Source organism: Prosthecochloris marina (assembly GCF_003182595.1).
Taxonomy (GTDB): domain Bacteria; phylum Bacteroidota; class Chlorobiia; order Chlorobiales; family Chlorobiaceae; genus Prosthecochloris; species Prosthecochloris marina.
Window position 1 is genome coordinate 1 of the sequence record NZ_PDNZ01000004.1, and the last position, 13,569, is coordinate 13,569.

At 46.8% G+C, this 13,569-nt stretch carries 10 protein-coding genes; 1 reads left to right on the plus strand and 9 read right to left on the minus strand.

Annotated features, from left to right (window positions below; genetic code table 11):
- Positions 1-203 precede the first annotated feature (203 nt).
- From CR164_RS06110 to CR164_RS06120, 3 genes are all read right to left on the minus strand, one after another.
- Complete coding sequence (locus CR164_RS06110) at positions 204-1,715, minus strand: ATP-binding cassette domain-containing protein (RefSeq protein WP_110023068.1); 1,512 nt, start codon at positions 1,713-1,715, stop codon at positions 204-206.
- Positions 1,716-1,939: 224 nt separating this feature from the next.
- On the minus strand, positions 1,940-2,308 hold the full coding sequence (locus CR164_RS06115; protein ID WP_110023069.1) for a NifB/NifX family molybdenum-iron cluster-binding protein: 369 nt from the start codon (positions 2,306-2,308) through the stop codon (positions 1,940-1,942).
- 352 nt (positions 2,309-2,660) lie between these two features.
- Entirely contained in the window at positions 2,661-3,533 is an 873-nt protein-coding gene (locus CR164_RS06120; RefSeq protein WP_239994496.1) for a bifunctional methionine sulfoxide reductase B/A protein, read from the minus strand.
- A 259-nt stretch (positions 3,534-3,792) separates the two neighbouring features.
- On the opposite strand from CR164_RS06120, the gene CR164_RS06125 reads away from it, so the two are divergent.
- The gene (locus tag CR164_RS06125; RefSeq protein WP_110023071.1) at positions 3,793-5,943 is read left to right on the plus strand and encodes a thioredoxin domain-containing protein; all 2,151 of its coding nucleotides are present in this window, start codon (positions 3,793-3,795) and stop codon (positions 5,941-5,943) included.
- A 12-nt stretch (positions 5,944-5,955) separates the two neighbouring features.
- On the opposite strand, the gene CR164_RS06130 is transcribed toward CR164_RS06125, so the two are convergent.
- The 6 genes from CR164_RS06130 to CR164_RS06155 form a co-directional block, all read right to left on the minus strand.
- Positions 5,956-6,225, minus strand: coding sequence for a hypothetical protein (locus tag CR164_RS06130; RefSeq protein WP_110023072.1), 270 nt, complete (start codon positions 6,223-6,225; stop codon positions 5,956-5,958).
- Positions 6,212-6,457: a hypothetical protein gene (locus CR164_RS13125; RefSeq protein ID WP_110023073.1), complete on the minus strand. Its 246-nt coding sequence runs from the start codon at positions 6,455-6,457 to the stop codon at positions 6,212-6,214. Before CR164_RS13125 ends, CR164_RS06130 begins: the two co-directional genes overlap by 14 nt.
- 106 nt (positions 6,458-6,563) lie before the next feature.
- Positions 6,564-7,985, minus strand: coding sequence for an efflux transporter outer membrane subunit (locus tag CR164_RS06140; RefSeq protein WP_110023074.1), 1,422 nt, complete (start codon positions 7,983-7,985; stop codon positions 6,564-6,566).
- Positions 7,986-8,057: 72 nt separating this feature from the next.
- Positions 8,058-11,228: an efflux RND transporter permease subunit gene (locus CR164_RS06145; protein WP_110023075.1), complete on the minus strand. Its 3,171-nt coding sequence runs from the start codon at positions 11,226-11,228 to the stop codon at positions 8,058-8,060.
- A 27-nt stretch (positions 11,229-11,255) separates the two neighbouring features.
- Complete coding sequence (locus CR164_RS06150) at positions 11,256-12,425, minus strand: efflux RND transporter periplasmic adaptor subunit (RefSeq protein WP_110023076.1); 1,170 nt, start codon at positions 12,423-12,425, stop codon at positions 11,256-11,258.
- A 204-nt stretch (positions 12,426-12,629) separates the two neighbouring features.
- Positions 12,630-13,541, minus strand: a complete 912-nt coding sequence (locus tag CR164_RS06155) for a helix-turn-helix domain-containing protein (protein ID WP_110023077.1) — start codon at positions 13,539-13,541, stop codon at positions 12,630-12,632.
- Positions 13,542-13,569: the final 28 nt, after the last annotated feature.

A 13,569-nucleotide genomic window follows, 5' to 3' on the forward strand; every position in this document is an offset into this window, starting at 1 on the left:
GTTCCCTGCTGAACTGGAATCGTTCATCTCCAAGGTTATCGATCAGCTGCAGAGTCCTCGTCTGGCTTCTAACTAACAACGCTCTTCTTCTCTCCGCTTCTTCGGCTTTCGTTTCTTCACAGGGGTCCTGGCATGTTCCGGGGCCTTTGTGGTTTACGTTCTTTTCTTCAGGGTTTCAATAGAGTAAGTACGTTCAGGATACCCTATTTCACACTCAATGTGTAAGTCGCCCCACTGTCAGATCCGGAAGATATTTTCCAGCTGATGGTAGTCAACCTGCTCAAAAACCGCTGATCGTGGCTGATCAGCAGCAACGCGCAAGGGCATTCGACCAAGGCCGCTTCAAGACATTCAATCGAAGGCAGATCCATGTGGTTGGTCGGCTCATCCAGTACGATGATATGAGGAAGGTTCATCATGCCCAGTGCAAGCAAAAGCTTTCTGGTTTCACCAGGACTGGGTGTGGTGCTTTCCAACAAACGATGAGGACGCGATCCCAAACGGCTGATAATGTTCATCACCTGCCCTAACTGCTCGGTTGACAACTCTCGAACCCGGGCCAGTGTTTCTTGCGAACGTTGTATATCAATCTCCTGAGGCACATATGTCAAATGTTCTTTGGGGACATTGAGATATGTTAGTATGTAGCGCAAAAGCGTGCTTTTACCTGCACCATTGGGTCCTGTGACAGCTATGCGATCAGTGGAATGAATAATGAGTTCCTGATATTGCAATGTCTTTTTATCCCCAAGCCGCAACTTACCCGGCGGACAGTTGAGGAGCATATGACGTTTGGAAATTGAACCAGGTAACCAAATACCCAAATCATATTCCTTTTTCACGTGTACATCCCGCATTGCCTGCTCCGCCTGCGCCAAACGCCCATCCAACTGCCGCAACAATTTTCCGCCAACAATATCTTTACCGGAAATGCGAACTAAATCGATTTTCTGTTTGGCATCATGATCATGAGCGGCAATATCTTTTTTTGAACGTTTTTTATCGTATTGATTAGCCATGTGCCGTCTTCGTCCGGCTTCACGTTTGATTTTTTTAAAAGCCTTTTTTTTCAAAGCGTAGTCTTTTTCTCTCGCTTTGCGTTCTTCAGCAGCAACCTGCATGCCTTGTGAATAACCATTCGGTCTTACAATCACATTTGGCGGATCGATGAACAAACATTGCTGACAAAGCGAGTCCAATAAATCACGGTCATGGCTCACGAGCAGGCCCACGCCCTGAAATGCGAAAAGCGCCTGAACGAGAATTTTACGCGCATCGCTATCCACATGGTTGGTCGGCTCATCAATTGCCAGCAAATCAGGCTCTTGCCATAAGGTAACGGCTATCTGAGCTCGCTTACGTTCGCCATGCGATAACGTTTCCCATCGCTCATACCAATCGTCCTGAACACCAAGATTATTCCGGATAACATACGCTTGTTTTTCTGTGGTCCTTATAAAATTCCCGAAATCATTCGGCATGCTGTCAGTCCGCTGTGGACAGTAACGTGACAATGGAGGGCAATCGATCCGTCCTGCATTTGGCTGCAACTGCCCTGTTGCCAATTTCAGAAATGTTGTTTTTCCTGACCCGTTCGGCCCTACGATACCTGTCCATCCTCGTGTCGCATGTACTGAAACATCTTCAAACAAGGGTTCAAGAGCCGTCTGATAGGTGAAACTCACGTTTTGAAATTGTAAAAACAGGTGGCCCATATGAAAAGTTTTGATAGATGGTTAGTTAGTCCCGGTTTCATTCTCACCAAGAAGATAGAATACCACAAATTTGGCAGGAGTTCTTCTGAAAACGGATCATCGATCACACAATATGAATCATAAACAGTAAAGGCAGGACCCTATCATAGAATCCTGCCGTTACTTTAACTGCGCTTGATTTATTCAATCAAAGCGACGGTGGGGGCAAATTTCATTTAAAACCACTAATGGCAATCATGAGCCTGACAGGCATCCTCACTCTCTACCCTGCGCATCAATCCTTTTTTATAACTCTCGAGTGCTTCGGAAAGTGTAGAAAGACCACCGGCAACAAACACTTCAATATCGAGCATTTTCAGCTTAATGAGAGCACGACCACCGATACCTTTGCACAAAACCGCATCGACACTGTTTTGCGCAAAAACATCTACCGGGTTGCATTGTCCATGCTCATGGGTGCTGTTGGAATTCTCCATTATCCGAAGCCTTCCCGAATCCATATTACAGACAGCATACAACGGCGCACTTCCAAAATGTTCGCAAATCTGCGAATCCAGCCCTTTACTTGTTTCCAATGGTACCGCAACTATCATAGCAAAACCCTCCTCTTGTGGCACCCCCACTAACAGCTGTCACCATGGTCACTTCGTCAGGCGGTTCTTGACATCATCATATCCCGAAAAATCGAAATATTCTGGCTTCCGAACCCGTCCGCCTTTGTACTCATACCGCTCACAGCAACATACCGAGGCACCTCTAAATTATTTTGAATAGAATCATGACGTGTTCCTCACTGAACCCGACGGGTCCGATAAAAACACGAATATTGAGCATATGACCGCAATATAACAAAAAAGAACGTAAGAACAGGAATGATTACTGATATATATCAAGCAAACAATGCTCAGTAGAGGCTAAGCCTTGTCTGCTTATGATCGAAAATCGTCAATCGTCAAACTTTTTTTGGTAGATATGACAATAAGGTTGATGACCCGTCTTTGCATAATAGTCCTGATGGTAGTCTTCAGCCGGATAAAATTCCTCCACAGGCTCCAGCTTTGTAGCAACATCATAACCTTTTGCTTTCAGTTCGGTAATCAGCTTTTCCGCAACCTTCTTCTGTTCGTCGTTTGCATAAAAAACTGCCGAACGGTACTGCGAACCGATATCGGGTCCCTGTCGGTCAACCTGAGTCGGATCATGGATTTCAAAAAACAGTTTGGCCAGCTTCTCGTATGAAACGACCGAAGGATCATATTCGACCTCAACAGCTTCTGCATGTCCGGTAGTACCGGAAGAAACCTCCTTGTAACTTGGATTTTCCTTACTCCCTCCTGTATAACCCGATATCACGGCTTTTACTCCGGGAACCTTTTGAAAATGATATTCCACTCCCCAAAAGCATCCTCCAGCAAAAACCGCCTTCTCTGTCGTACCGGTCAAAGCTGTATCAGCGCCACCTTCCCGACTGAAGTCAAGTGAGATCGAATTGACACAATACCGCGCGTTCTTGTCGGTAAATCCTTCATTATAGAATACATGTCCGAGATGTGCACCACAGTTGGCACAGAGTATTTCGGTTCTTCTGCCGTCCGCATCGGTCTCTTTTTTTATCGCTCCGGGAATTTCATCATCGAAGCTTGGCCATCCCGTGCCTGAATCGAACTTATCAGATGAACGGAAAAGCGGAGCGTCACAGCGCTTGCACACATAAGTTCCGTCATCTTTGTTATAGACATATTCACCGGTAAACGGCATTTCAGTCCCTTTATGAACGATCACTCTCTCTTCTTCCGGCGACAAAGTCTTGTGCGTCATTACATCCTCCGTTTCTACAACTTCTTTTTTTGCTGTTTTTTCCGCGGCTTCAGGCTGCTGTGTGTCGCACGAAGCCACAGTCAACGCAATTATCACCATTACTGATACAGACAAATACCTAACATATCTCATCTTTTCACTCCAACATTAAATCATGAACACATATCTCTATAACCATCTATAATGCTACAGGGTTTCACTATCGTGAACTTCCTTTTTCAAAGTATTGTTCTATAGATAACAGATAATCTATCCGCAAATGCCAACACCGTCAAAACGAAAACCCAACCTCCTGGCCAAAGAAACAAGCCCTTACCTGCTGCAGCATGCGTATAATCCTGTCGAATGGTATCCATGGAGTGACCTTGCTTTCGAAAAAGCCCGCAATGAACAGAAACCGATCTTCCTTTCAGTCGGCTATTCCACCTGCCATTGGTGCCATGTCATGGAACGGGAATCGTTCGAAAACGATGCAATAGCCGAGCTCCTGAACAGATCGTTCGTTCCGGTCAAGGTTGATAGAGAGGAACGTCCGGACATAGACAAGTTGTATATGACCTATGTCCAGTCGCTAACTGGAGGTGGTGGCTGGCCGATGTCGGTATGGCTCACCTCTGATCTTGAACCGTTTTACGGCGGCACCTATTTTCCGCCCAAAGACCGTTATGGCAGGCCCGGCTTTCTCTCTCTTCTGCTGTCGATCGAACAGGCGTGGAAAGATGACCGAAACCGGCTTCTTTCTGTAGCGGCAGGCATGAGCACTCGGCTCGAAACCCTCTCCCTGCATAAACCCGACGAAGTTCCTGTGGATAAAGGTGTTTTCGATCTTGCAGCCAAAACATTCGCTGAAATGTTCGACAAGGAAAACGGGGGGTTCGGCAATGCACCGAAATTCCCTCAACCGTCTATCCTCGAATTTCTTCTGACCTACTCCTATTATACCGGCAATCAGGAAGCTCTGGAAATGGTTCTTTTTACTATAAGGAAAATGGCGGCAGGGGGAATTCACGACCAGTTGAGCATAAAGAATCATGGAGGTGGTGGATTTGCCCGCTACTCCACCGATGAACGGTGGCATGTCCCGCACTTCGAAAAAATGCTTTACGACAACGCACAGTTAGTAGTTGTGGCAATAGAAGCTTACCAGATTACCGGTAAAAACCTTTACGCCGATCTCGCCGACGATATCCTCAATTATGTTCTCTGCGACATGACCGACAACGATGGAGGGTTTTATTCTGCTGAAGATGCCGACAGTTTTCCGGACAAAACAAGTAACATTAAAAATGAAGGAGCTTTTTACGTCTGGTCACGCAAAGAAATTGCAGAGGTGCTCGATCCCCTTGAAACAAACATCTTTTGTTTTATATACGGTGTGGAAAATAATGGAAACGTCCTGGATGATCCGCATGTGGAGTTTACTGGGCAAAACATCCTTTTTATAAAGAATACCCCGACTGTTGCTGCTGAAAAATTCTCCATACCTTTAGCAACTATCGACAAACTCATGGTCGAAGCCCAGAAAAAACTTTTCCATGCTAGGCACAAAAGGCCCAGGCCGCATCTGGATGACAAAATCCTCACATCGTGGAACGGCCTGATGATCTCAGCTCTGTCAAAAGCCTCTTCCGCTTTTCAAAATCAACACTATCTTGATGCGGCTCTTAAAGCCGCCGAGTTCATCCTCGAAAACCTTTACAACGGCAGTGAAGGAAGACTGCTTCGGCGTTACCGCAAGGGCCGAGCCGGTATAGAGGGAAAAGCCGACGATTACGCGTTTTTCATACAGGGGCTGATTGATCTTTACGAAGCCTCGTCCGAACATCGCTATCTGAACCATGCGATCAAACTTATGGAAAAACAGGTTGCACTGTTTTTCGATGATAAGTCGGGAGGTTTTTTCAATGCAGCATCGGACGACCCCTCCATTCCGATACGCATGAAAGAAGATTATGACGGTGCCGAACCTTCTCCAAACTCAATAAACGCGCTTTCTCTCTATCGGTTGGCTGACATGACAGGCCGCGAGGATTTGAGAGAAACTGCAGACAAAACAATCGCATATTTCAGCAAAGCACTCAATGAAAGCGGCAGGCCGTTGCCCTTTATGCTGAAAGCAACCATGCTTCCCTTGTACGGAACACGCCAGATTATGCTTACCGGTCACCGGCAAAGCGAAACAATGAAAAGCTTTGAAAATACTCTGGGAGGGATGTATCTGCCTGACACATTTATCGTGCACGCATCAGACAGCCATGCGGAAAATCACCCTTTTCTTAAAAAGGTCATAAGCCAAACCGCGGGAACCGCCGCATATGTCTGCGCACACCAAACCTGCAGCCTACCGGTTTCGGAAAGCAAAAGTCTTGAAGAGCTGCTCCGCAAAACAAAGCCGTCGATGAAAAAATAAAGGGATAAACGCTCAGTCAAGCAGGCTATCATTTTCTGCAGGATCACCGTCAATCTGGCTCTCTTGAGCATCCTGTATCTGCTTGTTTTGCTCTACGATCTTTCCAATGACAGCGTTTGCGGCATAAAGACCGAGCCCTCCTACGACAGCACCCGATACCCCATGGAACAGAACAGGAAAACCCAAAGGCGAAAACATCACGGCGCCTCCCGCCAATCCTGCAGCCCCTACTGCTTTGTTGATCATATCTTCCATTTTTTCTGTTTCGTCAGCCTTTTTCATCTGTGAAATCAGGATACTCTTCGCGATGCTGGTCTTTCGGTGTAACGATATTTCCGATATTATCGGTTATCGCACCGACTGCAGAGCCTGCAGCAATCAAACCAAGGCTCGCAACCGCAAGTCCGGCAATGCCATGGACAATCGGCATACCAACCGGCGAAAACAAAAGCGCTCCACCTGCAACACCTGCCGCTGTTTTCAGCATTGTTTCCTGTTGACCCGAATCAGCCATGATAAAAAGGTTTCAGGTTGTAAACGACCTATGATACCACAGGTAGAAATATAGTATCTGGCATAATGGTTTCAAATGAAAACATTATGTTTTTTAACATCACGACCTATTCCCATCCACCTCCCAATGCCCGGTAAAGTTCCGTTCTTGCATTAAGGCGCTGACGATGTAGATCCGCGAGTGAAAGAGAAGCATCGAGCGCATTTGATTGAGCAGTAATCACCTCAAGGTAATCGGCCAGACCACTTTTAAACAGAAAATTTGCATTATCAACCGATTGACGGAGAATGCGTTCCTGTTTTTCAACTGCTTTCTCGCGATTTTCCAGCTTCTGTATCGCCACTAAAGCATCGGACACTTCCCGTACAGCATCGAGAACAACTTTTCTGAAAAGGATCTCCTCCTTATCACGTGCGACCTTTGACTGCTTATACGCTGTTCTGAGTTTTCCCTGTTGAAAAACCGGTTGAAGAACCGCGCCTTGAACAAACGAGAACAAGGAACCCGGAAAATTAAACCAGTCACTCGCTTCGAGAGCGTTTGCCCCTGCTTCTGCACTGATTGAAAAAGAAGGATAGAGCTTTGCAGAAGCAACTCCACTCTCTGCGTGAGCTTTCATAAGAGCCATTTCTGCAGTTTTGACATCGGGCCGGTTACTGAGAAGCAACGCTGGTACCCCCGGAGAAAAACTGTTTTCCGCGGACAGCTCAGAAAGCTTTGCTGTGCGGGCTATCCTCTCGGGCATCCTGCCGCAAAGAACACTCAAGGCATTTTCCTGTACGGCAATTCCCTGCTCTATTCCGGCAATGCTGGACTGTATTCCAAACGTTCTTGCTTCCTGCTGCTCCACTGCCAGCGACGTTACAAGGCCTGCATCATATTGTAGCCGCATCATTGAAAGAGTGGTTTCTGCAAGTGCAAGATTTTTCTTCGTGACATCGAGCTGTGCATCGAGCAACAACAAATTATAATACCCAACTGCAACGTCGGCAACCAGTCTGGTATGCACCGCCTTTCTTGCTTCAACCGTACGGAGGTACTCAGCCAGCGCAGCCTTTCTTGTATTGCGGATTTTCCCCCATATATCGGCTTCCCAGGACAACAAAAACGATGCATTGTAATCCTCGATACTTTCTTCTCCGGTGGAGAGAGCCGTACTGCTATAATCTGAAGTAGTCGATCTGCTTCCTCTCACCTGGAAATCCAGCGTAGGAATGTTTCCCAATTTTGACTGCTTCAAAGCAAGAGAAGCATATTCTATATTCTTTACGGCAACCTGAAGATCATGATTGTTCTCTATAGCAGCATCGATAAGGTTGATCAGCGTAGGATCGACAAAAAAAGCCCGATACGGCACTGTTCCGGAAAAAGGAGCCGCTACAGACGCTGAATCCGGTTTATCGGCACCCCGGTACATTCCGGGAATACCCGGATCAGGTTGAGCATACTCTTCAACCGTACTGCACGCTGAGAACATCAGTAAAAACATGAGGATCAGGAAGATCCCCGGTACTCTCGTTCTGTTCATTATTTCAATAATTCTTCGTTATCGATTTCGTATTCCTGAAGAAAACATATTCCCTGTACCTGTCAAACACAATCACTCAACCGAGACCTCCTCGGCATCAGGGTCACGAGGCGGCCCGCTGATTTTTTCCTGAAGAGACTGAAAGAGCACATAGAGAACCGGAATTATCAACACACCAAGTAACGCCCCGCTGAGCATACCTCCAACCGCCGCTGCACCAATAGAATGATTGCCAAGAGCTGATGGACCCGAGGCCCACAACAGAGGCGAAAGCCCGACAGCAAAAGCCAGCGAAGTCATAAGAATCGGCCGCAGCCTCGCTCTTGAACCCTCAAGTGCAGAATCAAACAAAGACTGTCCAGCCCTCCTTCGCTGAATAGCGAACTCAACAATCAGGATAGCATTTTTAGCAAGCAATCCAATCAACATAATCATGGCAACCTGCACGTAAATATTATTTTCGATGCCAAACAACTGTATACCGGCAAACACCCCGAGTATACCGGTTGGAATCGACAAAATAACCGCAAGAGGCAAAAGATAACTTTCGTACTGCGCGGAAAGCAGCAGATAAACAAAGACAAGGGAAAGAACAAAAATATACACCGCCTGGCCGCCTGACTCAACCTCCTCACGGCTCATACCTTTCCAGTCATAGGAAAAACCGGCCGGCAGAACCGTTGCAGCGACTTCCTTTGCCACTCCGATAGCTTCACCGGTGGTATGCCCGGGAGCAACAACGGCATTGACAGTCAACGCATTGAAAAGATTGAAATGATCGACAGTCTGCGGACCGTAAACTTTTTTGATACTTACCAGGGAGGTCATGGGCACCATCTTGCCTGAAGAATTTTTCACAAACACCCCCCTCAGAGAAGACGGATCTGCACGGTCTTCTGGTTCAGCCTGCATAACAACCCGATAATATTTACCGAAACGATTGAAATCCGATACCTGGAAACTCCCGTAAAAAGCCTGCATAACCATCAGGAGATTATCGACATCGACTCCAAGCTGGCTTGCCTTGACTTCATCGACCTGTAACTCATACTGCGGGTAGCCGGTGCTGAATGTCGTAAATGCAAAAGCAATTTCTGGCCGGGCCATCAACGCACCGATATATTCTTTCGCCACACCGGAAAAATCATCCAGGCTGCCCGATGTCCTATCCTGCAATACAATTTCCAATCCCCCCACATTACCGAATCCCGGAACGGTAGGAGGCTGAATAGGGAAAAACGTCCCCTCACTAATCACTGAAAGCTTTTGGGAAACGCTGCCCATGATAGCGTGAATATCCTTTACAGGACCCCGCTCTTCGGGATCTTCAAGAGAGACAAAAATAAGTCCGGCGGAAGGAGAAGCAGTACTGCCGGCTATGAGATCGATACCGGCAACCGTGATCGCGGTCTTCACACTTTCTTCCTCATCCAAGATAGCTTCGACCTTCTCAAAAGTCTCTGCTGTACGTTCAAGCGACGCTCCCGGCGGAAGTGATGCGTTCAGAATAAAGAAACCACTATCCTCGTCAGGAATAAAGCCCGAGGGAGTGACCGATGCCATCCAGAAAACAAGACCGGAAACCGCAGCAAGCGCCCCAAGACTCAACCACTTGCGACGAATCAGAACCCGCAGAGCCCCAACATAACGTTCAGTCATCACAGAAAACCCGGCATTGAAGCCTTTGAAAAAACGCAACTCTATGTTTTTTAGCCAGCCGGTTTTTTCGCCACCCTCTCCACTATGGCTATTGGTAAGAAACAGCGCACACAAAGCCGGACTGAGAGTGAGCGCATTGACTGCGGAAATAAGAATAGCTATGGCAAGCGTAAAAGCGAACTGACGATAGAACATACCGGTCGAACCCTCGAGAAAACCAACCGGGAGAAAAACAGATGCCATCACCAGGGTGATCGAAACAATCGCACCGGTAATTTCACGCATAACCTTATGCGTTGCCGCCCTTGCCGGAAGATGGGTTTTTTCCATTTTCGCATGAACAGCCTCAACAATAACTATAGCGTCATCAACCACAATACCGATTGCCAGAACCAGAGCGAAAAGAGTCAGCAGGTTGATCGAAAACCCGAAAAGAGTCATGAAGAAAAAGGTACCGATAATGGCAACCGGAACCGCAATAGCGGGAATAAGTGTCGATCGAAAGTCTTGCAGGAAAATAAATACAACAAGAAAAACCAGCGCAAAAGCCTCGAACAAGGTATGAATGACCTGATCGATTGACTCGTCAAGGGATTTTTTCGTACTGTAGGGAATAATGTAATCGATGCCTTCAGGAAAAGCAGCCGAAGCGTTCTCCAAAACCTCCTGCAATGCAACTTGGATGTCATTGGAATTCGAACCTGCCGACTGGTAAATCGCCATGGTTATACATTCCTCTCCATTTGCATAGGAATCAACGTCATAACTGTACGAACCAAGCTCGACTCTTGCGATATCACCGAGCCGCAAGACCGATCCATCGGCATTGGCCCGCAGAATGATATTCTCATATTCAACAGGCTCTTTCAGCTTACCCTTGTAACGAATGATCAGTTCAAGAGCTTCATCGTTGCTTTGACCGAATCTCCCCGGTGCCGCCTCGACGTTCTGGCTTTGCACAGCGGCAATGACTTCCTGAGGAGATATGGAATAAGCCGCCATTTGCTCAGGCTTCAACCAGATACGCATAGAATAGTCTCTGGAACCGAAAACAGTTGCCTGCCCGACACCGTTTACTCGCTGAATCTCCGGAATCAAGTTTATTTTTGCATAGTTATTCAAAAACGTCGCATCATAGGTTTCGGAGTCGTCACTGACGAGCGAAATCAGCATGATCATGCTGTTCTGCATCTTGGCTGTCGTCACCCCGATCTTCGTCACCTCCTCGGGCAATTGACTGGTTGCGGTTGCAACCCTGTTCTGCACATTGACCGCCGCCTGGTCAGGATCGGTACCAAGCCTGAAAAAAACATTGATTGCAAGGGTACCGTCATTGCTCGATGTCGATGTCATATAGGTCATATCGTCGACACCATTGATCGCCTCTTCAAGTGATGGAGCGACTGAACGAGCTATAGTTTCGGCATTAGCACCCGGATACGTTGCCGATACCCTCACACTGGGAGGAGCGATGTCGGGAAATTGCGTCAACGGAAGCTGAGCAATCCCGATCAAACCAAGCAGAACAAAAAATACCGATATTACCGTTGCGAGAACCGGCCTGTTAATAAATCGTTCAAACATAGATTCAATTGTTTTCCAAGCTGTTCATCAATTTTGTTTACCTTCACCAAACCCCTCACCTTCCCCAGCAAGCTGTGGATTGATAACCGCCCCGTCAGGCAAACGTGAAAATCCCGACAAGACTATCATTTCACCCTCTTCAAGACCTCCGCTCACGATATAATTGAGGTTGCTTCTGTCAATAACCGTTATAGGCGCTCTCGTTACGGCATTACCCTCTCCAACCTTGACAACGAATATTCTATCCTGAAGGTCTGCAGTACCTGCTTGTGGAACCTGAACAACATTTTCATAGCGGTAAGGAACTTTCACTTTTCCGGTATTGCCCGAGCGAAGGACTCCATCAGGATTTGGAAACGTCGCACGAAACATAACCGAAGCTGTAGTGCGGTCAAATTGGCCACTAACCGCATCGAGCCGCCCTTTCAATGGATAACGGCTGCCATCGGCAAGAAGCAGAGTAACCGGTGGCATCAAAGCGAGCTTTTCTTCGATGGAGCTGCCGGGATATTGTTGCCTGAAATGCACAAAATCAACCTCACTCATGCTGAAATAAGCCCGAATTTCATGTACATCGGTCAGGGTCGTCAACTGTTCAGGCTGATTCTTGCTTACCAGACTGCCGATACGAAAAGGAATATCGCCGATATATCCATCTACCGGTGCTGTTATCCTGGTATAACCAAGGTTGATACGCGCCGCCTGAACCGCAGCTTCCGCCTTTTCAAGACTCGCTTTTGCAGAGCGATGATTTGCTATAGCCTGTTTCAGCTGTATTTGTGACACAACCTTGTTTTTCACCAGAGGCCTGAGTCTTTCCACCTCTATCCCGGCAACCTCGAGAGACGCTTTTGCAACATTTCTCGCTGCAACAGCCGATTTCAGCTCTTCACGGTACACACGATCATCGATACCGAACAACAGCTGACCTCTTTTGACGAAAGCGCCTTCATCGATAGCTATTTCCCGAAGGGTTCCATCAACCTGAGGCCTTACCTCGACAGTGACAACTCCTTCGAGAAGAGAAGAATACTCCCTTTGAACAACCGGAGAAGAACGTTCGATTTTCATCACCGGAAGAGATGGTGCCTGTGCTCCCGGCCCGCTACTCCTGCCTCCGCACCCGAACAGGAATATCGATAGCATTGCAATGTGCAATGCCGGCATGCCGATTCTTTTTCTGATATTTTTCAACATATTTATTTGATCTAACAATAATTGATAGCGCAAGTATAATCAAAAAAACAAAAACTAAAAAAACCCTTCGCGAATTTCTCAGGCAAAAGGAGTTCCCCGGTCATTGCCTGGCAAACGTTTCATCAAAAACATTCTCATGCTGACGTCAGGGCAATCGCTTAGAGAAGCAATAATATATGTGTAGAGCAAAAAAACAGAAGAGCACTATTGTCCACTATGCTTGGACAATTTGAACATTTTCCTTCGAAACGCTTCGGGAGAGAGACCCGTATGCCTTTTAAAAAAACGGCTAAAATAGGCTTGTTCACTAAATCCAAGTTCAAAAGCAATCTGTTTAAAATTTTTGTCCCCGTACCCAATCTCACGCTTGGCGTGAGTAATCAGATTATAGTGCAGAATAGCCGTAAGAGTAGAACCTGTCGTCTGCGAGAGAATCTCATTGAGACGTTTGGGCGAAAGACCAACGCGGTTTGCATAAAAAGAAACCTTTTTTTCACTTCTGTAAAACTTGTTGACAATTGAAAACAGCATGTGCAATCTCGCGGCATCTTTCCCGTAGGAAATACTGTAGCCCGGACCGGACCGGGCAATATGGCAAAGGAAAGCTTTCAAGTAAGCCTTGAAAATTTCAGGATCATTTGCCCCCTGAAATTCTTTCACCATAATCTGTGACAATGGTTCCAAGACCTGAAGAACCTCATTGGAGACCACAATACCATCATTATTCAGTTGATTAAAGAGCCAGCGGCTCTTGTCATCAACAATGTCGAGAAACATCTCAATAGGGCATAACAGCCTGAGACCTTCCAAGGGACCTCCTGAAACGAAATGCACCTGCCCGGGACCGAGACAATAAAAGGTATCGGCCGTCACCGGATGCTGCTCGAAATCGATCAAATGTTCGGCCTCTGTCGACTCGGTAAACCAGACGATCTGAAAAAGATTCGGCTGGAAATATCCACCATCCATTCCCGGCAGTTTGTGATTCAGTGGAAAGATCCCGAAAAAATCGTCTGGAAGATTATCGACAACGATATCCGTATCTTTTTTCATGCCACCAAATATTGAATTTCTGTCACTTTTTTCAGGATATTTTCCACCCTCCGAATTCGGCATTTCTAACTCCGGAAATACGGTTTTTCCT